The following is a 23,759-nucleotide window of genomic DNA, read 5'->3' on the forward strand; positions in this document are numbered from 1 at the left end:
CCACTCCTTTATTTAGGCATTTGACTCGATGAGTTACTCCATCCATTTTTCACCTTGACATTAAACACTTGACCGGATTGGCTTTGGAAGTAGTGGATTGAGATTTTTTTACCGTTTGCATCCACACCATCCTTGTAAATCTTGTTCCAAGTACCCGACTCTATAGCTCTTAGTTCCTCAAGTAATTCTGTATTGTTGACCTTGTTCTTCACAGTTCCGTTTTTAGCTGCTGAAAAACCTTGTGGGTAAAACGGAGAATCTTTAATTGATTTATATACATTTTTCAACGCACAATTATGCACCCATATCCCAAGGTTAGAGAAAAAGTAAGAATTGAAGTCCGCTACCTCAAAGTTATAAACTGTTGCTTCTCGCAGCTCTTTCTCGATCTTATCTATTGCCAGTGTAGTGCCGTCACTCGAAACAAGCAAGTCGCCAACCTTCAGGTCTTTAACTTCAGTCCACCCTTTGCCATCGAGCCAGAACGGATGCTCCACTGTAACCTCAATGGTTTCATCGCCGATGTGGATATAATAGATTTCGTCAGCCTGCTTTTGGAACAGCCCCACGACTTCTTTATATGCCACTTCCCCAGTTTCGTCAGACTAAGTTTCTTAAACTCGCTTGTAAACGTGCGTTGTGCTTTTTGGGTCGTTGTAGAAATCCGCTCCTTACTCGATAGGTTTATTCTACTAGCCCCTTATTTTTTCTGTCCAACTTATTATAACCGATCCACCCGATTCATTAAGCATTAAGTAAGGAAAAGAAAGACCTCGAGGATTGGACCTCATGGTCTTGGCAAATTTACAACTATTGATTTTCCAAGAGAACTGAATATTATTTTCTTTTCATTGCTAAAATTTTGAGTATTGCATTGCAAAAAACATTTGCCGGTGTACCACCTTTAGCTTTCACTAATACTTTCCTATCTTCATCGAATACTTCTAACTTGTAGAGTAACCCTTCGTAATTGTGACTTAAAACATACATATAATCATTGCTTTCTAACCAAAACATCAAATCGTAAATATTAGGGAGCCAAGCCCCATTTAAATAGACCTCATTAGGAGATAATAAATTCCCCTCTGGAACAATCCTACCTCCTACACACCACTCCTCCTCATTATGCTTATAAATGTCAAACGGTGCTACTTCGTCAACATAGAAAGTTCTTTTAAAACCAAGCTCTACTAACTTTCTTGCATCATTCTCTCCAACATACATTCGTTACACCTACTGTATTTTTAATATTAAACCAGTTGAACTTTTATGCTTGGAATCAGGACTAATGAAATTCCCATGTGGATCAGCATCTCTGTACCATTCTAACTCTTTACCTTTTCTCTTAAACACCTTAAATCCTGACTCACCATGACCAGCTAAATCTTTTGTCCAATAAAGACCTCTAGAATCCTCATAAACATTTATCGGCTTCCCTTTATAATTAGATTTCACCATTGATTTATAGTTTTTAGTGATGTCCCATAAAGTCGTCCTGTTAGCTGTAGGCTTATCGTAACTTGACTTACTTGCTTTAACAGCACAATTATGAACCCAAATACCAAGGTTAGAAACAAGGTACGAGTTGAAGTCGGCTACCTCAAAGTTATAAACTGTTGCTTCTCGCAGCTCTTTCTCGATCTTATCTATTGCCAGTTTAGTACCGTCACTTGAAACAAGCAAGTCGCCAACCTGCAGGTCTTTAACTTCAGTCCACCCTTTGCCATCGAGCCAGAACGGATGCTCACCAGTAACCTCGATGATTTCATCGCCGATGTGGATATAATAGATTTCGTCAGCCTGTTTTTGGAACAGCCCCACGACCTCTTTATACGCCACTTCTCCAGTTTCGTCAGACTTAGCGAGAACCTTGTCCCCTACCTCGATTTCCTCGATAGGTTTCTCCCCTTCGTCTGTTAGTACCTTCGTTCCTGCTGTAAAGCAGTTACACGCAGCTTTGTTAATTTTATTAAACATCTTGGACAACGAAGGTGCAACTTTGGCAATTAGATTCATCGCTTTTGCGCTTCCCGCAAAAGATAATAGCACTTCACCTAATTTTTCACCGTATTTGCGAACCTCTTTATCCGTTGGTTTGCTTCCAAATACATGCTTTGTGTTATTGACAATGTACTTATAAGGCTCAACTGCTGCGCCAACAACTGTTTTACCTAACTCGGTCAACGATATGGTTTTGTTATACAACGCCTTCCCTAGCTCGTATAAGCCTTTATACGTATCAAATGAGAATATGCCTTTAACTGTTCCTGCCAATGCGTCATATATCCCTTTACCTAGGTCATCAATCTGCGTCCATTTCATATGCCCTGTAGGGTCGGTGTAACGTAGCGGATTATTCTCCACATACGTATACAGATTCAAGCTAAGCGGATTATCCAGCTGTCCCTCATACGTATCCTGACTAATAAAGCGTCCAATACTCGAATCAAAGTATCTTGCTCGTGCATAGGACAAGCCGTTGCTTGCATCATAGCCTAGCCCTGTATACCCGAACAAGTTATCTGGTCCCGGATAATTCAGATCGAACTTCTCTGCATCTGTCGCCACACCAAATGCATCAAAATTTAGCTTTGGAATCATACCCCTTAAGATTGCCGCCCTTAATATGAATATACTATCCTTTCTAAAGGATGCGCTTCCTTTTTATCCTATCTATCGGAACAAGGTATTTTACAGTTGCGATTCATTTTTAAAAAACGTGAGAAAGCGAAGATAACAAAAACAGGTCAATCATGGTGGTATCTAACCATAATGAACCTGTTCAACGTAACGGAATACCGTTATTTAGGGTATAAAATTCAAGCATTGCATGTGCGTACAGGCATATTAGAGGAATATCATACGGGGGTGATGAGGGTTACGTTCTTTTGGACATAGCCGCCCGATTCATTCGGCACTGGGTGGGGGTAAAAGAAAGACCTTGAGGATTATCCCCAAGGTCAATTACTGTTATTTTCTATAGATAACAAACTCTTTACTTAAAATGCTAACTTCTAATGGAGGCATGGTAATTGTACACTTCAGATACTTTTTATCCTCGTTAAAATAATCTTCAAGTTCAATATTTTGCAGGAAGTAAGGTAGTTGCAATCTTGTAAAATCACTGATTGGTTTTTCTTTGTCGTAGTCTAATGCATGTTTATAGTTTACCTGATAACAATTCAAGAATTTGTAAACTACATCACCATCAGAATCCTCATATACTAGGACAAGTTCATCTCCAAAAAAATCAGTAGACAAACTAATAACCCTAGCATCCCAATAGTGCATTTCTTCAATTTTTTTAATGAGCTGCTTAGAATCCATATTTAACCTCACTTTTTGTACGGGATATGTGCATCAGGACTCTTTCTATCAACAACATTCCCGTTGATATCCAACGGATTTCCTTTTTCATCATAAAGATGGACATGGTCATATTTCGTCACTTTATCAGGAGGGTCGATTCTCATTCTGATTGTCCCATTAGCATCTTTTACATGGACAAATCCATTATTTTCTGTGTATTTCCACCCATCAGGCAGGTTACCAAGAAGCTGCGATTTGCTCATATTAGGTACATCAGCTAATTTGAAACCAAAAATAGAGCAATTATGCACCCATACACCAAGGTTAGAGACAAAGTAAGAATTGAAGTCTGCAACCTCAAAGTTATAAACCGTTGCTTCTCGTGGCTCTTTCTCAATCTTATCTATTGCCAGTTTAGAGCCATCGCTCGAAACAAGCAAGTCGCCAACTTTCAGGTCTTTTACGAACGTCCATCCCTTACCGTCTAACCAAAACGGATGCTCACCAGTTACCTCAATGATTTCATCCCCGATGTGGATATAATAGATTTCGTCAGCCTGCTTTTGGAACAGCCCCACGACCTCTTTATACGCCACTTCTCCGGTTTCATCAGACTTAGCGAGAACCTTGTCCCCTACCTCGATTTCCTCGATAGGTTTCTCCCCTTCGTCTGTTAGTACCTTCGTTCCTGCTGTAAAACAATTACATGGAAGTTTTTTCGCAGCTTTTAGGTTAGCTTCGGTTAGATCTACTGCTCTTTCTATTGTTCTTCCTTGATTACTTGTAAGTTTTATTACTAATTGCCCACCCTTAATGACCTTACCAACAGGAATGAATCCCAAAGTTGCTAATGTTTTATCAAAGGTAGATGCATTTGGATCAAGAATGGTATTAATATCATCCAAAAACAAGAAATCAACTACTTCACTCGATGCAGATATGACTCCATCCATTGCCTCTTTAAAACATGTGTCCATTCCAACTTGTGCACAATGCTTAATGATTTTTTGGTTAGTATACCATGTACCTGTATGTTTAGGAGCATGCCCAGTCGGATCCACATACCTCAACGGATTATTCTCCACATACGTATACAGATTGAAGCTAAGCGGATTATCCAGCTGTCCTTCATACGTATCCTGACTAATAAAACGATCAATACTCGAATCAAAGTATCTTGCTCGTGCATAGGACAAGCCGCTGCTTGCATCATAGCCTAGCCCTGTATACCCGAACAAGTTATCTGGCCCCGGATAATTCAGATCGAACTTCTCTGCATCTGTCGCCACCGGATGCATCAAAATTTAGCTTTCGAATCATCCCCCTTAAGATGGCCGCCCTTAATATGAATAGTCGTACTATCCTTTCTAAAAGATTCGCTTCCTTTTTATCCTATCTATCGGAACAGGGTATTTTACAGTTGCAATTTGTCTTTATAAATTCCATGAGAAAACGAAAATAACAAAAAACAGATTAATCATGGTGGTATCTGACCATAATCGACCTGTCCAACGTAACAGAATACCGTTATTTAGGGTATAATGCGTACAGACATGTTAGAGGAATATTATACGGGGGTAGCGGACGTTAAGTTCATCTTGTCTTAGCCGCTCCACTCATTCGGCACTGGGTGGGGTAAAAGAAAGACCTTGAGGATTGCCGTCCCCAAGGTCAATAATTATTGCTTACGCTATGAGTGAACCAAGAACCCGTCCAAAACGCTCTAATATTGTTTGGTCAGTAGTAAACTTGAATCTCATACTGTGTTCCTCATGACTTCCACCAACTTGACCTGAGATGATTACGTGCCCCAACTTATTCACCTCAAAAATGATATGAGCGTCTGAATCGTAATCATCAATCTTTGAATCCCCCGACAGTCGTGCATCAATCTCTTTGAGGGATTGAATAAAAATTGAGAGTTGTTCCTCTGAAATACAGAAATTTGACTTTCCCATAAATTCCCCAGACTTAATACTGATCGCTAAAGTAAGGTATCCTTCTACAGTGTATAAATGTTCCACAGTCAAGCAGTATTTATCCGTGCTTAAAATTGTTCTCCTATCACCCATGCTTTTATCATCCTCTTTACTTGTACTTAAAGTCATCAAATTGCCCTGTCTTCTTGTTATAAACGAAATGTATTTCAGTTCCATTTACGTTTTGGCTCATTTTAACCCATCCATCTTGTGCCAGCCATCTTTTATCTGTCATTGTGACTTTTGTAAGTTCTGTTGCTCCTTTAAGTGGGTCTGATAAAACTTGTTTCATTGCCAGTTGCTCATTCAGATTATTGGGAGTTGTCCTACCTGTTGAACCTTTCCCCAAAGACTTAGCAGACATTAAATTGGGAAGGTCGCAATTTGTATTATGCACCCATATGCCCAAGTCCGTTACATAATACGTATGATAGTCAGCAACCGTAAAGTTATATACCGTAACAGGCTCATCCAGTTTAACGAACTCTACCTTATCAATCGTTAGGTTGCTTCCATCAGCCTTTTGGAGTTTATCCCCTACTTGAAGTTCATCCGCGAAGACCCATCCTTTTCCTTCAACCCAAAACGGATGGTTGTCCGTCGTCTCGATGAGTAAATCACCAATGTATAGTTTGATTATATCATTACGATTCGTATAAAGTGCTGTGACTTCCTTGCAAGTTCTGATGCAACTTTAATTATCTCCACATATGATCGCTAACAACCATGACAACCGACAGTGGCACAGATACATCATAAGCAATACACACTAACTATTTTGAATTAATCGTTACTGGATAGGATAAAAAAAGACCTTGAGGAATAACCCCAAGGCCCTGTCATTAATCAGGACAAATTTCCAATACGTCGTGAAATAATGCATATTCAACAGTAACCTGCTGTCCAAAAAGCTCAACATCATCACCAAAAAAAATTCCTGTCAAGACTTCATTCATTTCTTTATAGGAAAGTTGCTCATACCCCTGTTCATTAAATAACTCCTTAATAATGGATTCAAGATCAGCTTGTATACTAGTATATGGTTGCTCATCAAAACCATTCAAGGTTGGACTCATCTTCTGTACATCTTTGTTATCTACTTGAAACTCATGATGAAGGTAGTATAACGGAGCTAGCTTAGAAACCATTAATAAACTTGAGTAACTTACCCTAAACTCACCTTTGCAATAATCTCCTTGAACAATTGTCCATTTGCATGATGGCCATACATCCCCATTATTATGAGGATGTAGTGTTAGATTGTTATTTTTCAGAAAAGTAATCAACTCACTAGAAAGTTCAATTTTACTTTTGCATTTGGACAGGTACTCTAATCTGTTTTCTTGATGATATAAATTTTTCACAACTTCTCTAATTAGATAATTCATTGTAAAATTCTCCTACTTCATTTTTAGATCATGGCCACCTTTTTTGTCCGCTGACTTGGTTGGGTCAAGATTAAAATTAACTTCACCTTGATGCTTACCTCTCTTATTCACAACTTCAAACCGTCCATGTTGTGTATCTAATGCGTAGTAATTTCCACTAGCAGAATCATAGTAAACATCTCGGCCGTTAATTCTAGTTAATTTTGAATCTTTCGTCCACTTTAACTGTGATGCAATATCAGAAGCAGTTGATCTAACTGTTGCCACTCTCTCATTTGAACTCATATTAGCAATTTTCTTTTCAAATGCAGCAGCGTCGAAGCACCATGTATTATGAACCCAAATACCCAAATCCGTCACATAATACGTATGGTAGTCAGCAACCGTAAAGTTATAAACCATTACCGGCTCATCTAGTAAGACAAACTCTACACTATCAATCGTCAGATTGCTTCCGTCAGCCTTTTGGAGCTTATCGCCCACCTTAAGCTCATCTGCGAATACCCATCCTCTACCTTCAACCCAGAATGGATGGTTATCTGTCGTCTCGATGAGTAAATCACCAATGTATAGTTTAATTATATCATTACGATAATTCGTATAAAGTGCTGTGACTTCCTTGTAAGCTAATTCACCATCAGGGTTAAACTCATCCTTGGCGAGAACCTTATCTCCGACTTCAATGTCTTCGATATTCTTCTCCCCTTCGTCTGTTAGTACCTTCGTTCCTGCTGTAAAACAGTTACACGTAGCTTTATTAATTTTATTAAACATCTTGGACAACGAAGGTGCGACTTTGGCAATTAGATTCATCGCTTTTGCGCTTCCCGCAAAAGATAATAGCACTTCACCTAATTTTTCACCATATTTGCGAACCTCTTTATCCGTTGGTTTGCCTCCAAATACATGCTTTGTGTTATTGACAATGTACTTATAAGGCTCAACTGCTGCACCAACAACTGTTTTACCTAATTCGGTCAACGATATGGTTTTATTATACAACGCCTTCCCTAGATCGTATAAGCCTTTATACGTATCAAATGAGAATATGCCTTTGACTGTTCCTGCCAATGCGTCATATATCCCTTTACCTAGGTCATCAATCTGCGTCCATTTCATATGCCCCGTCGGGTCGACATACCTCAGCGGATTATTTTCAACATACGTATACAGATTCAAGCTAAGCGGATTATCCAGCTGTCCCTCATACGTATCCTGACTAATAAAGCGTCCAATACTCGAATCAAAGTATCTTGCTCGTGCATAGGACAAGCCGCTGCTTGCATCATAGCCTAGCCCTGTATACCCGAACAAGTTATCTGGCCCCGGATAATTCAGATCGAACTTCTCTGCATCTGTCGCCACACCGAATGCATCATAATGATAGCGTAGTGCCACTTGATCGTCGTTATTCAACAGTGCAAGTACAGTGTCTTGGGAATCCTCCAAGTAATACAAGGTCTCTGGTGTTGTATTCGGCGCTGCTTCGCTCGCTCCTGCTACTGGCTCCCAATCCGTGCTTTCATCAGCACTTGGCAAGTAGCTCATACTAAGAGCTTTATTAGCAACCAACCCTTATATGCCTTATCTTTTTTTGATGATCTGTTAATATCTATTTAACCACTAGATACTTGAGTGCAAAAAAAGACCTTGAAGATTACGATCCTCAAGGTCACACAAGTAATAAACAAACTGACTTTGAACTAATGCAAACAAAATCTGATTAATATTATTAAATAACTTTCTGGTTGGGTTGTGCTCTTAGACATGTTAATACTACACTTCACATTCAACCGTTTAAAGATGTAATAAACGCCTCCTATAACCTTGTAATTTTAGGTTCATATGCAGCTATTACATCCACTATTGAATTAACTGCCAAAAAGGAATAGTGACTTACTTGTTCTAAATCAGAAATTCCTTGCGACTGTTGTGATAGCCATCGAATATACTCCGAATCAGTTATTACAAAAAATGTCCTTTCTTTATAAAAGTTTAATCCGTAACTATCTTGAAGATAATTTATTGTATTCGACCTATAACTTTCATCAGTACTTCTGTATGCGTGTACTGAATGTTCGAAAAATACTTTAACTCTCAAAGATTCATCATTAACTTCAGACAGCATGATACTTAATCCTTCCGTATTATCATTGATGGAATCAATATAATACTTTACATTCAGCTCTTGTTCGATATCCATATACACCCACTTTTCACTCAAAAACATTCACCCACCTATTTGTAACGTACTTTTATCGACTTTTTACCGTCATATATCTCAAGTGTCGGACTACCTTCTGAACTATACTCCCTGACATTAACTGTTCTACCATCAGGAAGTTTACCAATCTTTCCTTTATTTATTTTTCTAACTTCCATTAATCCCATACCATCAAAATCCTTCATCGCTTGTTTATAACCACCCTTTTTATCTACTTGTGTAGCCTTCCCTTTAGTAGCCCTCCCAGGGGTTGATCCCTTTAGTACTTTTTCAATTGCCTTGTTACTTTTTGCGATTTTCTTGCTAAGATCCCATAATTCATCACCAATTTTCAGTATCTTCTGTGCTTTCTTTATAGGGTTCTTTATACCTAAATTTGTTGGATCAAAATTTGAGTTTCTCTTAATAGAAGCTGACAAATCAAAACCAGAATGACTATAGTTTTTCTTTATATATTCTATAAAATCTAATCCTACACCTATTGCTACATCTGTTCCGTAGTCCGCTAACACCTTTGTAATGTAACCAATTACAACCTGCGCGAAATTTCCCGTCGGGTCGACATATCTAAGCGGATTATTTTCAACATACGTATACAGATTCAAGCTAAGCGGATTATCCAGCTGTCCCTCATACGTATCCTGACTAATAAAGCGCCCAATACTAGAATCAAAGTATCTTGCTCGTGCATAGGACAAGCCGCTGCTTGCATCATAGCCTAGCCCTGTATACCCGAACAAGTTATCTGGCCCCGGATAATTCAGATCGAACTTCTCTGCATCTGTCGCCACACCGAATGCATCATAGTGATAGCGCAGTGCCACTTGATCGTCGTTATTCAACAGTGCAAGTACAGTGTCTTGGGAATCCTCCAAGTAATACAAGGTCTCAGGTGTTGTATTCGGTGCTGCTCCGCTCGCTCCTGCTACTGGCTCCCAATCTGTGCTTTCATCAGCACTTGGCAAATAACTCATACTAATGCGCTCATCATCCGCACCGTAGACATAGCTTTGCTTCCAGCCCGTTCCACTTTCGTCCGTTGCATATAATGGCTGCGGCAATACGGTTGTAGTGTCATTAGTAAAGTAAATATCGATCGTCTGCTTTTTATACTGCGGCTCCCAGCCTGTTCGCGCTCCAGCAGGGTGTCCTGTTGGATAGTTATTCTGAGCAGCTATATCGCCTACAGAAACTCCCATGTAAACACGATTATTGTCGCCGTTGTAACGATAGCTTGTTGTATCGCCAGAAGTGTTAACCTGACTAATAAGACGATTCGCTGCATCCCAGCTATATGTTTCGAGTACAACTGAATTGCTTAAGCTGGTCGAAATTGCCTCAGTCAGCTCTCCATCCAAACCACCTGTCGTTTCCTTAATCGTGTCTGCTGGTGGGTATATACCCGTTACACGATCCAAATCAGCGAACAGCTTATCCATAGGATCTGGCAGCGCATCAACAACTGCTTCGTCGTTGATCATGCTATCTTCACTCGTAGCTGCTCCTACTTCAATATCTGCAGCATCTTCTGGCTCGGTAGCTTCATCTTCAGCTGCCGCTGCATCATTCTCTACTTGCTTGCCTTCCGCAGCTTGATCCACAGACTCTTCAATTGCTTCGTCGTTATTCGGTATAGCTTCCTCTTCTTCTACAGCAGATTCTTCTTCTTCAGCAGACTCTTCTTTCTCCACTTCAGCGTCCAAGTCAGCCTCGATCAGCTCATTCCATTGCGCCTGCATGAATAGCGAACCTGAACCTGTTACTTGAAGCAGATTGCCACGTAGATCATAGCTGTAATCCTTGAACTCAGTTCCGTTCTCCCAGTGCAGCAGCTTGTTAGCCAAATCATACGTATAGTTTTCGACTACCGTCTTACCTTGATCCGCTGTAATCGTCTGTATACGATTGCCCACTTCATCGTAAGCGTATTGCGTGATGCTTCCACTAGAATCCTCAACTCGAATAAGTTGATTCAATGCATCGTAATCGTACTGTTCAACTGTCACAGGCTTCGCTTCATTATTTGGGCGATCCTCGTCACTGCCTTGTTCTTGACGTTCCTTGCGCAATACATTTCCAACTGCGTCGTAGCTATAACGCAACTGCTCTAGCAGCTGACCGCCTGCCGTTTGATGCCTAATTTGCTCAATTTGACCAAGCGCATCGTAATGATAACTGCTTGTTGCTCCAGTTGGCAGCGTTCTTTGCTTAACACGTCCATTATTGTCATACGCATAGCTTGTCTGCTGTCCCCATCCATCGATTACATTGCTAATTTGTCCAGCTGCATTATACGAATAACTTACGCTTCTGTTATCTGGATAAATGACACGGCTTCGTTGACTGTTGACCGTCCATTCATAACGTACGTTCTGTCCTCTTGGATCAATAATTTCTGTTGGACGATTCAATGCGTCATACGTGTAGCGTGTTAGTCCATTGCTATCCAGCATCGTCATGCGGCGACCAAGCACGTCATACGTGTATTCTACTTCCTGTCCGTCATCATAAGTGATCTTCACGATGCGACCTGTCTCATCATACTGGTAACGAGTCGTCGTGCCATCAGCCTCAGTGCGGGCAATCATATTGCCACTTGCATCGTAGCTTATCGTTGTTGTCTCATCTAATGGATTAACTCTACTTTCTAGTAGTCCCGCTTCGGTATAGCTATAGCGGGTTACGGCTCCATTTGGACTTGTTTTTGCAATTAGATTGCCAAGTGCATCATACGTGTAGGAGAACTGATTGCCTAGCGCATCTGTTACAGCAATAAGCTGTCCTAGTGCATCATACTCGTAGGATGTTGTTTGCTGCTTGGCGTCTGTTAACTGTGTAACTTGACCATGCGCATTATAAGAATACGTCGTCTCTTGACCAAGAGCATTAATCGCTTTCGTTGTCCGTCCTAGCGCGTCATAATGATACGTTGTACTGCTGCCTTCCGCATCCTTGAACTGAGTTAATCTGCCTCGATCATCAATCGTATATTGAACCTTACGATTAAGCGGATCAATGCTTGCTACCGCATAGCCACGCTCGTCAAATTCAGTTTGCCATACGTTTCCTTCAGCATCGGTTGTTGCCAGCAAATTATCCAGCTCATCATAGCTGTAGCTCGTTTCATTGCCCAGCGCATCAATTACACTCGTCAATTTTCCAAGCGAATCGTATTCATACCAGGTACTATTGCCGATAGCATTTGTCTCTTTCACAAGCTGACCATTAGCGTCATAACGATACTGTGTTACAGCATTCGAAGCGTCCTTAACCGTTAGCTCTTGTCCAAGCGCATTATACGTATAGGAAGTAGTGCGCCCCATTCCATCTGTATAGCTAAGCGGATTGCCCATTGCATCGTACGTGTAGCTCGTTGGATTGCCGTCTGGATCAATTTCCTTAACGACTCGGCCCATACTGTCGTAATGATAGTGGCTTGTACCACCATTACGATTAATAGCTTTAACTACATTACCAGCCGCATCGTACTCAAAAGAGCTTTGTTTGCCCAATGCATCTGTCGTTGCAACATGACGAAATACATCGTATTCAAAGGTCGTTACCGCACCTGATTCATCAATCACAGAAATAAGATTGCCGTTAGCATCATAGGTGTGATGCACCGTTTGCTGCAAAGCGTCGATCTGAACTGTCGCACGATCCATTGCATCGTAGCTCATTTCTTGAATCGTGCCTTCGCTGTCGCTTATTGCCGTTACACGATTCAACTCGTCACGTGCAATGACAAGCTCATAACCTGACGGATCTATAATATTCTCTACTAGACCTGCATTGTTGTTAACGTAACGGGTAATGTCGCCACGTTCATTTGTAATCTGAGTCGGAACACCGCGTGCATCACGTAACGTTTCCCATTGCTGCCCAAGCGCATCACGACCACCGATTAGATTGCCTGCTGCATCATATTCATACGTCGTAACCTCACCCAATGCATCCACGATCTCGATCGGTCTGTTCTGCGCATTATATCTTGCTACAGTCGATTCACCGTTACCATTGATGCTTTGCAATTGATTGCCCCGTGCATCATACGCGTATTTGCTGCGGTATCCATTACCATCAACCATCTCCGCAATACGCTCATTGTCATCATAGCTGAATGCTAACGTTGCACCATCGGGATGCTTGATCTCTGTAAGTAAAAACTGATCGCCCCATACGTAGGTAGTCGTATCCTGCAACGCATTAGTTCGTTTCGTTTCACTAATTGCTGCTAGAGTTTGTGATACAGCCGTGCTCTTTGCCTGCTTCGTCTGTGCCAACGTATTGATTTGCGCGGCTGCTGCCGAGATGCTTAAGGTAGCTGTCTCTGGCTCCGGATAGTTCAGTATAGTGCGCCCATTGCCCACACCTGCTTTAACGCTTGGCGTTCTGTTAGCCGTCATATCGCCGCCAATAGCAAACACACCGCCTGCTGTAACAGACATTTGATTGTTTACACTGACGTTATCACGTACAAACAAATCTCCACCAGAAATGTTCAAATTCGCTACTAGATTATTAGAAACAATACCGCCGAGCACCATTTCCTTCGCGATATTCATCTCTACTTCCGTATTAATGGACAAATTCCCTTCAACTATCAAATGATTCGCACTTACTTCCAAGCTGCCACTATTGTACGTCAATGCTCCAGCATACAACGTATCTTCCACGTAGACGTTTGAATCATTATTGAGATGGATCGTGCTCATTGCCCACAGATTGCCGTAGTTATTGCTCACTTGCTCGATATGAAGATTCAGCTTCGTATTGGCATTGAGTCCATTCTCCAAAATGAGGTTACCATTTACTTTTAGCGTAATTTCTTTATTGGTATTCACACCCTCTGCCACTAGAATGACAGGCTTATTCGGGCTGCCCAATGTCAAATCCTCTTCAAGATTCAAGTACCCTGTACGGACAACAACTGCTTCATTTCCACTGCTGCTCTCAATTTTCTGCTGAATTTGCGCGATGCTGGACACCGTACTGCCTGCTCGCTGCTTATATGCATCTATTTCGGCTGTAATGCCATTTTTTAGATTAGCCAAATAGTCCGTAATAACTGGCTTCAAGCCAGGAACAATCTTGTATGGCGGAGCCTGATGTATATTGGTCATGTTGCCTGACAATATGACAAGATCTGATTCCGGAATATCTCGTGCATTGTCAGGATCAATAGATATTGGCCCTGTAGGACCTGGCCCCCCTATCTCATCCCCACGAACAACTGGAGCGACACTGCCTTCATATTGCGCGCTTTCCTTATTGCCGTAATAGTCCGTGAAGCCAATTACACGCATATGCTCATCATAGACAATACTCATCTCTGCAGTTTGTGCTGGATCACTAACCGCAATGACATGATGAGCATCATCGTATGTGAATGAGGTTACAGAACCATCAGCATCTGTGAAGGCTACCATATCACCTGCGCTGTTATATTGATAGGATAGACCCCGCCCCGTATGATCACTAACTGTTGTAAGCTTGCCTTCGCCATTATAGCTTAACGTAAGAGAAGCATCAGTTGTGCTTACCTTGTACAGTCTTTCACCTTGATACGTCAGCTCGATTTTGTTTCCATTCGTATCTGTAATGCTTCCAAGCTGACCACTAGCTGTAAAAGAATAGCTTGTCCCTAGTAAATCCTTTAGTAGATGACCTGATCCGCTTTTTTGCAGCAGCCAGTCTGTTCCTCGTGGAGTCAAATACGTTCCATCTGACAATGGAATAAACTCAAATCTGGAACCATCAGGCTGCAGCAGTTCCTGCTTGCCATCTACTTCTGACAGCAGCCATTCATAGGAATGTAGCCAGCCTAGACCAACACTTCCCTCATGCTCGTTTCGACTAAGATAGGACAACCCAAAGCTAAGCGGCATGATCGCTTGCAGATACAATTCTCCCGTATAATAGCTAAAATCACCACGGGCAGGATCAACATAGTCGCTCCACAACGGATTTACAATATTCAATCGAGCTTGAATAGCATCCGCAGTAAACTGAGCAGCATCTCCTTGCTGCATGAAACGTTCAGTTTGCGGATTAATGAGCAATATCGAAGACACTCCAGCTATAGTGCTGTCTGATGCAATTCCCGTTAACCCGTTCCATTCTGCAAGTTCAGCAACCTTGCGCTCTACTTGATCGAGGGTGCTAGCTTTATAGAAATACGCAGCAAGCTGTCCCCAATTCAGCGAATACGAAGGACTGTTAAAGCGTAGCACCTCTTGAATCGGACCATAGCTGGAGATGTGCTCTCCTCTATGGCTGCGAGCTGAAATTTGTACCAGCTTGTTCGCTGGAAGCGAGACATTTTGCTTCCATTGGCCTTGTGCATTGACGGTAATTCCGTCATAAGCTTGAACCAGCTGACCCGCTTGATCTCGCACCTCAACTTCAACGGTGCTATCCGTAACAGAGATGCCTGATACTTGTGCTTGACCTGAGCCGCCCGCCTTCACCTCGATCGAAGCTGGCGGAGAAGGCTGCTGACTATTTATAATTTCGAAGCTTCCTATTTGTCCATAATAGACACCAATTCCGTTGTAGCTTGCAGGTGAAACCGCAATATAGTAGCGTCCTTCTGGTAACGGTACGCCGTTAATCTTGCCGTCCCATTCCACCTCATGAACAATATATTCACCCTGTGCATTTTTGGTTTTGAACGTACCGCTTGCGATAAGCTCTTGCAACTGTGGCGGACCGCCATTGGTACCAGGAATACACAGATTGATTTTGATATCATGCTCTTCCTGACCACTGTCCGCAGCATTAAAGCTGAAGCTGATCGTCGTTTTTTCACCCAGCTCATTATTAATTTCACTCGGCTCAATACGTAGGTTAGTTGATGCATTAGCTTTTTCAACTTTCAAGCTAGGATAAAGGGGAATTGAACTAAAAAATAAAACAAGTACAAGCAAACAAGAAACAGCGACACGCAGCATAGAACGGCGTGATTGATTAAACAGCGTTTTTTGACTCATCGTGCTTCATCGCTCCTATCATTGTGTAAACTACAAACGATTCAATCGATCTAGCAAACGGTAAATGACTACAGCTGCCTCCGCTCTTGAAGAAATATCTAGCGGTTTTAATTGCTTTCCACTGCCCTGCACAAGCTCTAGCTGTAAAACCTTGATAACATAAGGCTGTGCCCATTTGCTTACAACGTCATGGTCGATAAACTGCTGCAAATCAGAAGCAGTGCCAACCTGCAAGGACTCAGATGTCTGTACTTCAACTGCACGTACAAGCATCGTCATCATCTCTTCACGCGTTAAAGCATGCTCTGGATTGAATCTGCCTTGCGAGCCCTCAACAATTCCTGCGGATGCAGCTGCTTCTATCCAGCCATAGCTCCAGCTATGAGGCTGAACATCACTAAAGCTTGGCTGACTCGGATATTGTGGAGCCAGTCCTAATGCGCTAACAAGCATTTTACTGAACTGCGCTCTAGTCAATGTTTCACTAGGAGCAAATCGCGTTTCGCTCATTCCATTAACAATTCCTCTTGCTGACAGCACCTCAATGGCAGCAGTAGCCCAATGGCCTGCGGATAGATCCGCGAAGCTAATGTCTCGCAGCAGTACTGCATACAAACCAGGCTCCTGTATGGCTGCACGAATCCTATCGTCGCCGTCTCCTCTGGTCACACCACCTACATAAACGAAATGGCCATTATCATATCGGTAAATGCCCAGCTTTTCGCTCTGCTCCTGCCACTTGCGATCTGAAGCATAAGCAAGCTTTAACTGTACCGTCTTGGCGAATGGCTGTTCAGCTCCAATCCTCCATAGCTTGCTTGCGTTCATCATCACTCGTCCCGCCTCATCTTGAAGCGTCACAGAAGCATAGTCTGCATTTGCAATCGTAATAGTTGTATCCTTGGCAAATGTATCCGCCGCAAATGTTAGGCTGATAGCTCCCTCTGCAGCTTCTGCAATACCACCTGCTTGACCAATGACAAAGGTTGATTCCTTACTTTCCTCCTGCTGACCCGGTAAGCTTCCGTCAGTTCCTGTTGTCGGTGGATTAGGAACACCTGGGTTACCTGGAGCATTTCCACCTTGTTCCGCATCAATCGCTTTCGTAGCTAATTCACCATTCGCACGCTGGAATACCAATTGATCTCCTACCATGCCAACATACCTGCTATTAGCCTGCGGCTGTTCAATCGTATAGAGCTTGGCATCAGATAGCTGAACCCCTCTTAATGCAGCTCTGCCATCAATATTTTCGATAAAAACTGCTTGAGTCTCGCCTATAGACATAAAGGTATATTCTTCTTGCTTTACACTCATCTCCGTCAAATCCGTTACTTGAGCCGTGCGATCTTGCAATGATGCAATCGCGAATTTACTGCCTAGCGAGCTACTTTTTTGCTTAAATAATATGTATTCATCACTTGCTACAAACCAATCGACATAATTGCCGCTGCCTAGCTGAATGATCGAGCGCTTGGCACCAGTAAGCAGGTCCAGCACACTTAAGCCGCCATCACGAGCGTGCTTGTACACAACCTGGCCATCACGCAGCACAGGATATCTTCCTTCACCTAGTGAAAATTGCTGGCCGGTTGCAAAGTCATGGTAGATCATGACGTCATACGCTCGAGCTTCCGTCCACACGGCGCCCTGCTCATGAATCGATGGGTTGGCATAAACGCCTGATTGTTTATTGAGCTTCACTTCCTGACGTGTAGCAAGATCATAGCTGTATATGTCCCAATACGCGCTTGAGCTGTCATGCACGCCTTTATCTGCCCACACTACTTTTGTTCCGTAAATTGCTGGAACATCCTTACCTGAAGCGCGATTGGTTATCGCTTGTATATCCCCAGATACAAGATGCTGAGCATAAATCTGCTCATAACCGTTTTCATCCTTACTCAGCCAAACAACATAATCATTTGATACGCTATAGTCCGATTGGCTGATTGCCGCCGTGCCTACTCCATTACCAGACGCTGCTAGCACCTGCTGTGGAACTAGGACTGCGTTTCCATTCATAAGAAATAAAGCACAGGTTAGCAGTAGAACGAGTCCCATTTTCGCACCATTTGTCCATTTCTCCATCCATCCATGTCTCCTTTTACTGATCTAATTGTCCCAAATTAATTTCCTATCACCCGGTCTCAGGCGGCCCGGAGACATATCCATTTAAGACATCATGCGACTTAAATCTGTCGAATTTAGTATTTTTATCGGAAGCATGAATAATTTTCCATATATTATTTATTAAATTTGTTGCTTATGGACTATATTTTCGCTATTAAAGTCCTTGAAAAAACTCATACAACATACAGATAGGCATTTGGGACTATACCGGTGATTTGGAAAGCAAAAAGCCACCCTGCAACTCATGCAAGGTGGCTACTTCTCTACTCATTCTTTCCGCTCTTATTACGCTTATTAATTTCTCTTGTTTAATTTATCATGGCTCAGTTTACTGCTCTATTAGAGGCCTCAATCCACGTGATGCGATTATTTTTCAGCATTGACAATTCGCTTTCTGTTGCTCGGTAATCCGTCTCCAGTGTGTTGACAATCGATCTAATTTGATGTAAGGCTTCCAACGTTTGCTCTTGAGCATTTTTTATTTTTCCTTGCACGATCCAATCGGTAATTAGCCCGTCAAACCAATAATCTGCCATTTTTAGCATGCCGCTTATATCCACTTGAATATTTGCTGTACGCTGCAAATCAGCCAGCTCTTTATGAAAATCCTGAAGCTGACGATTGGCGCTATGAATAAAACGTCTCGCATCGTCTACGTGGCTATGCTTCATATGCGTGCTTATAAGCCCTCCATTCGCCCATAAATCCCAATTCCCCCAATTCTCTGCCTTCTGCAAACTGTTGGATGCATCTGCAAGCAAAGATTGCACGCCACGTCCAGCAGAGAGCGCTTCTTGCAGCTCTTTTAACAGCAGCCTCTTATCAGAAATTTGCTGTTCCATCTCTTCAAGCTCAAGAGAAGTAATTGGACAGGAGCGCAGCCATTCCTCCTTCGCTTTCATCAACCGATCATATTCTGCTTGGACATTTGCAGCCTGAGCCAGCTGTTCGCCCATCTCCAATTGTTGCTGCTTGAGGTCAGCCAGTGTTTGCTGCGCTTCCTGCAGCTTCAATGTTGCTGCCAACGCCTGCTGGCGTTCGACCTCAAGCTGCTCCGTTTTGCTTCGCAAAATGGTATGAAATAAATTTGCAAGCGACATTTTAGTCAGTCGCTCTACATCCTTTTGTTCCATATCCAGCTCTACTTCAAGCTTAACAATAAGAGCTTCCTGCTCTCTAATCCGCTTCATAATCTGATCCCGTTTACTTTGGACGCGCATGAGCTCGTAAAGCCTTTCTCGAACTTCTGCCAACTGTTCAAATTCTACTTCCATCACTTAAGCCTCCTACTGTCACTTTCTTACCTATAACGTGAATTTCCTATAAAAGTTTCAAAATAGGTGGTTATTTCCAAATTATAACATCCATTTCCAAAGTCAGGCTTAATAGATTCCAGCGATATAACGACATGCTCCCATTCCTTCCAAAGAAAAAGGAACTGTCATACGAAGCAGAAGCCTGCTACACTGACAGTTCCTTATATAATCGAATAGCCTCTACTACGCTTTGTAGGCCTTCAAGAAATTAACCGCTAGGCGGATATCAGCTTCCGGCTGGCTACCTACCTCACGTTCAATCGTTAAGTACCCTTTGTATCCAATATCATTCAATGCTTGTAAATAACCGTTCCAGTCTACACTTCCTTCACCAAGCGGCACTTCGCGGAATGTAGGGCCGTTCTCTGCCATTTCGGCAATCTTGTCGTGATCCAGCTCTGTTTCATAGCCGTACTCACCATATACATCACGAGGATCAACTGGTCCAAGCTTAATGCCATCCTTAGCATGCGTATGAACGATATAATCCTTGAGCGCATACACACCTTGAACTGGATCATCACCCGTTACCATTACCATGTTGGCTGGATCAAAATTAACCGCTACCCCTTTGGAACCAAGTCCATCGAGGAATGATTTTAAGTGCACAGCTCTTTCTGGTCCAGTTTCAATCGCAAAGTACGCACCCATGCTGTCTGCATAGCGGCTTAATTCTACACAAGCCTCATGCATCGTTCTATAAATCGGACTGTTTGTATCTTCAGGAACAATTCCGATATGAGTTGTTACAACGTTCGTGCCAAGCTCAAGGCCAAGCTCCATAATCCGCTTTGATTTTTCGATTTTCTCTTTATTTTGTGCTGGGTCCTGGAAACCATGTCCGCCAAGGTCACCAACTAATGCGGAAATTTCTAATCCTAATGAAGCAATGTAGGCCTTCCACTCCTTGCGTGCAGCAGCCGTCAAATTAGCTGGATCAAATTCCCCTTTAACCGCATAAATCTGTACGCCGTCTGCGCCTACATCCTTAGCTTTTAACAGCCCTTCCTTTACGCCTACACCAAAGCTGTCCACGATAACACCGATTTTATTGGTTACGATTGGTTTTGTCATACTGTCACACTCCTTTTTATATGGTTACACTCTAATTGCTGCTTATCTCAGCCTGTTAGACCTCGTCCCATACTCGCTTAATATAATCTAATCCGAGCTTCGTTCCTCGTTTGCATTCTTCCATGCCTTCAAATTCAATCGAAATATAACCATCATACCCGCTATCCTTCACGATTTTCACGATGCTTGGCATATTAATATCACCTTGACCGACGATTGCTCCGCGCAGCCAACGTCCTCCACTGGAGGTAAACCAGCCTTCTCCCGGCTGAAGCGCTGCAGGGCGAATATAGAAATCCTTAAAATGAACCATTGAGGCAAGACTAATATTTTTTGCTACAGCCATAACAGGGTCCTCGTCTGCACATAGAAAGTTACCGATGTCTAGCGTTGTCCGAAAGTTTTCACGTGCTACCGCATGTACAATAGCCTGTACGCGATCGCTATGCTGCACGAAGAAGCCATGATTCTCAATGCTCGTCGTGATGCCATGTGTCGCAGCATGATCAGCAATTTGTTGACAAGCGTCCACCAAGCCAGGCATTTCCTCAAGAAAATGACGGATCGAAATATCTTCAGCTTTCGCTACATCATGACGCATTCGCTTAATGCCTAACGCTGCACAAGCATCAACCTCGCGTTTTACACGCTCGATCTCTAGCGCGCGGGCTTCTTCATCAAGTCCTGCAAAATTGGCTGGAATGGCATAGCTAGACAGCTCTAAGCCAACTCTAGCTGCTGTTTTTGTAATAGAGTCAATAAGCTCTGGCTGTTCAACTAAATTGTAGCCAATTGGAACGATCTCAACATGCTCCGCGCCAAGCTCGGCAATTGTTTCAATTACACCCTCTAGTGTCAGTTCTCCCGACTTATAAGCGGAATGCAGACTATATGTGCTAATTCCAAGTTTCATCATTGGACCTCCTCGCCTTTAAGACGCTTCAATTCTAGTACGTGTCTGAGAACTCTGGGGACAGTTAATTCCACTTATCAGACACGTCCTAATTCCAAACGGCTGCTGTTCGGACTAATTAACGAGTTACAGCCGTTAGTTATAACATCGCTCATTTACTCTAGTTACGTTGTGGTTTCGCTACTTCAATCCACTCATCACGATGTTCAAGCGCTGTCTGTCCTGCCTCAATAAGCGCCATAACGGCGAGTGTTTCTGCTGGCTGAACAGGAGGCTTGCCATCCTCGAAAAATCGAAGAATTGTGTCCATCAGCTGCATAAACATATCCGTGCATTGGGCAATAAAGCTGCCTTCTCCATCCTTAAGCTGAATGATTGCCTGAAATGGCGCGCTTTTCAGCTGCAAATAGGAGGCTTGGCGTCCGCCGCTGAACTCAACGATTAGTTGGCGTCCATGCTCAGTTGACAAGCTTTTCAAACGTTCTGCTCCAGTTCCCATAAGCGTTACGATCATTTCAAACTGGTGCACCGCATAGTTCGAATATCTTCCTGGACCTGACACAGCTAAATAATCTATCGCATCAGAATTCAGCTTAGCTGCATGCTCTTGAATTTCAAGCGCATAACGCAGCGCCGAGGTAGAAAACAGCGGTGTACTGCCCGCTTCAGCATGACTGAACATTCGTTCTGCCGTTGCCAGATCAGGTGCAAAGGTTTTATCCATATAAACGGGCTTTCCTGATTGCAGCGCCAGGTGAGCCAGGCGCTCATGATGCTCTGGATGGTCTGGTGATAGAATAATAATCGCGTCAGAAAGCTCGATTAGTTGCTCAATGGTAGATACACGCTGCACGCCTTGTGCTTCACACCACTGATCTGTTGTCATCCCGTCAGGCTTGTCAATTTCTGCCCAAGCATAAGCAACATCCCAGTCTAGACCAAGCTGCTTGCTGCGCTCACGTATCCATGCAGGGTAATTGTTAGCATGCCATTCGTCCAAGTAATAATCAATAAAGCCTATTTTTTTCACAGGCTCACCTCTTTGCCTTTCGCAGCTGATTCATACAGCGCATCCATTACCTGCGTCGTAACTAAAGTATGATCGATATTGGCACGGTTTTTCTCCATACCAGCAATTGATTCCAGGAAGGACTTCACCTCAGCAGCAAACATATCCTCCTGTGCAAAGGTTGCAGCCGTTTCATACAGCATGCCGTTTTTGCTCGTATACAACGTGAATTCTCCGCCATACTGCAGCTTGATACCCGCCTTGCTGCCCAGGAATTCTACGAACATTGCCTTTTCACCGATGTTTTGCGCCCATGCCCCGTTCAAGTTGATCGTTGGTCCAGACGTACGAATCAAGCCGGTTACAAAATCCTCAACATCAAACGAGCCGTCCAATACAGGCGGTCCAGCCCACATGCTTGTGTACGCATACTCTTTGATGTTGCGTCCAAGCTCTCCATAAGCTGCACCCGATACAGTAAGCGCTTTTGTATTTTCGCCGAGGATATAGAAAATAAGATCCAGGAAGTGTACACCCCAATCGATCAGTACGCCACCGCCAGATTTTTCTTTGCTCGTAAATGGACCGCCAAGACCAGGAATCGAGCGATGGGAACGGAATGAGCAATATACATGATACAGATCGCCAAGCTCCCCTGCTTCTACCAGTTCCTTGATCTTGTTAACAGCCGTGTTGAAGCGATTAACAACACCAATGTTTAGAATTTTATTGTTGCGGTCCGCCGCCTGTTTCATCTCCAGTGCTTCTGTATAAGACAGCGCAGCTGGCTTCTCGCACAATACATGCTTGCCTGCATTCAATGCAGCAATAGAAATCGGCGCATGCGATGCATTCGGCGTACAAACCGAGATCGCATCAATTTCCGGATCAGCCAACACCTTCTCGAAATCCGTCGTTGTATACGGTACGTTATATTCTGCTGCAAGCTCATCCGCTCGCTCGATAATGCCATCCACCAAATATTTAATCTCCGCCAAGCCACTTTTTACATAGGATGGCACATGCTGCGTACGTGCGATTTGACCACAGCCGATAACGGCAACTTTCAATTTACTCATTTTACCCAACCTCCCGAATAATAGTTTTATAAAATAAAATCGCTCGATTCCAGAGAGCGAGATGCTCCATAGTGTTGCCTGCGCTCGCTCGATCCCAGAGAGCGAAGAGCTTCGTAGTGTAGCCCGCGTTCGCTCGATTCCAGAGAGCGAGATGCTTCGTAGATACTCCTGCTAGTGCAACGGAGCTGAGCCTTCGCTGACGTTCTAGCTTCATCGCTGACTCAACTACGAAGCTCTTGCATTGTCATCGTAGCCTAAGCTTTTAAGCAACCTCTTCCAATAGAAGCTTAAAAGCTTGGCTTTCAGGACCAAGAAGATGGCTCGATACTAGAAAGCGAGTAGC

16 protein-coding genes and 2 pseudogenes are annotated in these 23,759 nt (G+C 43.0%); all 18 read right to left on the reverse strand.

Annotated elements, in window-relative coordinates; all coding sequences use genetic code 11:
* Window positions 1–8 precede the first annotated feature (8 nt).
* A complete protein-coding gene (locus ACFP56_RS08950) occupies window positions 9–587 on the reverse strand; it encodes a polymorphic toxin-type HINT domain-containing protein (RefSeq protein WP_379233511.1) in 579 nt (192 codons plus the stop codon).
* A gap of 250 nt (window positions 588–837) precedes the next feature.
* On the reverse strand, window positions 838–1,224 hold the full coding sequence (locus ACFP56_RS08955; protein WP_379233513.1) for a hypothetical protein: 387 nt from the start codon (window positions 1,222–1,224) through the stop codon (window positions 838–840).
* A gap of 9 nt (window positions 1,225–1,233) precedes the next feature.
* A complete protein-coding gene (locus tag ACFP56_RS08960) occupies window positions 1,234–2,601 on the reverse strand; it encodes a polymorphic toxin-type HINT domain-containing protein (RefSeq protein WP_379233515.1) in 1,368 nt (455 codons plus the stop codon).
* Between the two features lie 369 nt (window positions 2,602–2,970).
* On the reverse strand, window positions 2,971–3,327 hold the full coding sequence (locus tag ACFP56_RS08965; protein WP_379233517.1) for a hypothetical protein: 357 nt from the start codon (window positions 3,325–3,327) through the stop codon (window positions 2,971–2,973).
* An 8-nt stretch (window positions 3,328–3,335) separates the two neighbouring features.
* Window positions 3,336–4,511, reverse strand: a pseudogene (locus ACFP56_RS08970) (polymorphic toxin-type HINT domain-containing protein); the annotation flags it as partial.
* Between the two features lie 483 nt (window positions 4,512–4,994).
* Entirely contained in the window at window positions 4,995–5,381 is a 387-nt protein-coding gene (locus ACFP56_RS08975) for a WapI family immunity protein (protein WP_379233519.1), read from the reverse strand.
* 16 nt (window positions 5,382–5,397) lie between these two features.
* Complete coding sequence (locus tag ACFP56_RS08980) at window positions 5,398–5,580, reverse strand: hypothetical protein (protein ID WP_379233521.1); 183 nt, start codon at window positions 5,578–5,580, stop codon at window positions 5,398–5,400.
* Window positions 5,581–5,679: 99 nt separating this feature from the next.
* Window positions 5,680–5,976, reverse strand: a pseudogene (locus ACFP56_RS08985) (polymorphic toxin-type HINT domain-containing protein); the annotation flags it as partial.
* A 154-nt stretch (window positions 5,977–6,130) separates the two neighbouring features.
* Window positions 6,131–6,676, reverse strand: coding sequence for a hypothetical protein (locus ACFP56_RS08990; RefSeq protein ID WP_379233523.1), 546 nt, complete (start codon window positions 6,674–6,676; stop codon window positions 6,131–6,133).
* Window positions 6,677–6,688: 12 nt separating this feature from the next.
* Window positions 6,689–8,248 (reverse strand): polymorphic toxin-type HINT domain-containing protein, encoded by a 1,560-nt coding sequence (locus tag ACFP56_RS08995; protein WP_379233525.1) that lies wholly within the window; start codon window positions 8,246–8,248, stop codon window positions 6,689–6,691.
* 247 nt (window positions 8,249–8,495) lie between these two features.
* On the reverse strand, window positions 8,496–8,906 hold the full coding sequence (locus tag ACFP56_RS09000) for a hypothetical protein (RefSeq protein WP_379233527.1): 411 nt from the start codon (window positions 8,904–8,906) through the stop codon (window positions 8,496–8,498).
* Between the two features lie 8 nt (window positions 8,907–8,914).
* Window positions 8,915–15,892 carry an RHS repeat-associated core domain-containing protein gene (locus ACFP56_RS09005; RefSeq protein WP_379233529.1) on the reverse strand — a complete coding sequence of 2,326 codons (6,978 nt, stop codon included), beginning with the start codon at window positions 15,890–15,892 and terminating at the stop codon, window positions 8,915–8,917.
* Between the two features lie 30 nt (window positions 15,893–15,922).
* Window positions 15,923–17,983: an S-layer homology domain-containing protein gene (locus tag ACFP56_RS09010; protein ID WP_379233531.1), complete on the reverse strand. Its 2,061-nt coding sequence runs from the start codon at window positions 17,981–17,983 to the stop codon at window positions 15,923–15,925.
* Between the two features lie 365 nt (window positions 17,984–18,348).
* Entirely contained in the window at window positions 18,349–19,299 is a 951-nt protein-coding gene (locus tag ACFP56_RS09015) for a hypothetical protein (RefSeq protein WP_379233533.1), read from the reverse strand.
* Between the two features lie 225 nt (window positions 19,300–19,524).
* Entirely contained in the window at window positions 19,525–20,415 is an 891-nt protein-coding gene (locus tag ACFP56_RS09020; protein WP_379233535.1) for a sugar phosphate isomerase/epimerase family protein, read from the reverse strand.
* Between the two features lie 55 nt (window positions 20,416–20,470).
* Complete coding sequence (locus ACFP56_RS09025; RefSeq protein ID WP_379233537.1) at window positions 20,471–21,328, reverse strand: sugar phosphate isomerase/epimerase family protein; 858 nt, start codon at window positions 21,326–21,328, stop codon at window positions 20,471–20,473.
* A gap of 160 nt (window positions 21,329–21,488) precedes the next feature.
* Window positions 21,489–22,358 (reverse strand): Gfo/Idh/MocA family oxidoreductase, encoded by an 870-nt coding sequence (locus ACFP56_RS09030; protein WP_379233539.1) that lies wholly within the window; start codon window positions 22,356–22,358, stop codon window positions 21,489–21,491.
* A complete protein-coding gene (locus ACFP56_RS09035) occupies window positions 22,355–23,416 on the reverse strand; it encodes a Gfo/Idh/MocA family protein (protein ID WP_379233541.1) in 1,062 nt (353 codons plus the stop codon). Before ACFP56_RS09035 ends, ACFP56_RS09030 begins: the two co-directional genes overlap by 4 nt.
* Between the last annotated feature and the right edge of the window lie 343 nt (window positions 23,417–23,759).

The sequence above is a fragment of the Paenibacillus septentrionalis genome (genome assembly GCF_042659865.1).
GTDB classification, from domain to species: domain Bacteria; phylum Bacillota; class Bacilli; order Paenibacillales; family Paenibacillaceae; genus Pristimantibacillus; species Pristimantibacillus septentrionalis.

Coding starts and splice junctions, on each gene's coding strand:
- ACFP56_RS08955 (WP_379233513.1), bottom strand. CDS start 1,224: ATGTATGTTGGAGAGAATGATGCAAGAAAGTTAGTAGAGCTTGGTTTT.
- ACFP56_RS08960 (WP_379233515.1), bottom strand. CDS start 2,601: ATGATTCCAAAGCTAAATTTTGATGCATTTGGTGTGGCGACAGATGCA.
- ACFP56_RS08965 (WP_379233517.1), bottom strand. CDS start 3,327: ATGGATTCTAAGCAGCTCATTAAAAAAATTGAAGAAATGCACTATTGG.
- ACFP56_RS08975 (WP_379233519.1), bottom strand. CDS start 5,381: ATGGGTGATAGGAGAACAATTTTAAGCACGGATAAATACTGCTTGACT.
- ACFP56_RS08980 (WP_379233521.1), bottom strand. CDS start 5,580: ATGAAACAAGTTTTATCAGACCCACTTAAAGGAGCAACAGAACTTACA.
- ACFP56_RS08990 (WP_379233523.1), bottom strand. CDS start 6,676: ATGAATTATCTAATTAGAGAAGTTGTGAAAAATTTATATCATCAAGAA.
- ACFP56_RS09000 (WP_379233527.1), bottom strand. CDS start 8,906: ATGTTTTTGAGTGAAAAGTGGGTGTATATGGATATCGAACAAGAGCTG.
- ACFP56_RS09005 (WP_379233529.1), bottom strand. CDS start 15,892: ATGAGTCAAAAAACGCTGTTTAATCAATCACGCCGTTCTATGCTGCGT.
- ACFP56_RS09010 (WP_379233531.1), bottom strand. CDS start 17,983: ATGGAGAAATGGACAAATGGTGCGAAAATGGGACTCGTTCTACTGCTA.
- ACFP56_RS09015 (WP_379233533.1), bottom strand. CDS start 19,299: ATGGAAGTAGAATTTGAACAGTTGGCAGAAGTTCGAGAAAGGCTTTAC.
- ACFP56_RS09020 (WP_379233535.1), bottom strand. CDS start 20,415: ATGACAAAACCAATCGTAACCAATAAAATCGGTGTTATCGTGGACAGC.
- ACFP56_RS09025 (WP_379233537.1), bottom strand. CDS start 21,328: ATGAAACTTGGAATTAGCACATATAGTCTGCATTCCGCTTATAAGTCG.
- ACFP56_RS09035 (WP_379233541.1), bottom strand. CDS start 23,416: ATGAGTAAATTGAAAGTTGCCGTTATCGGCTGTGGTCAAATCGCACGT.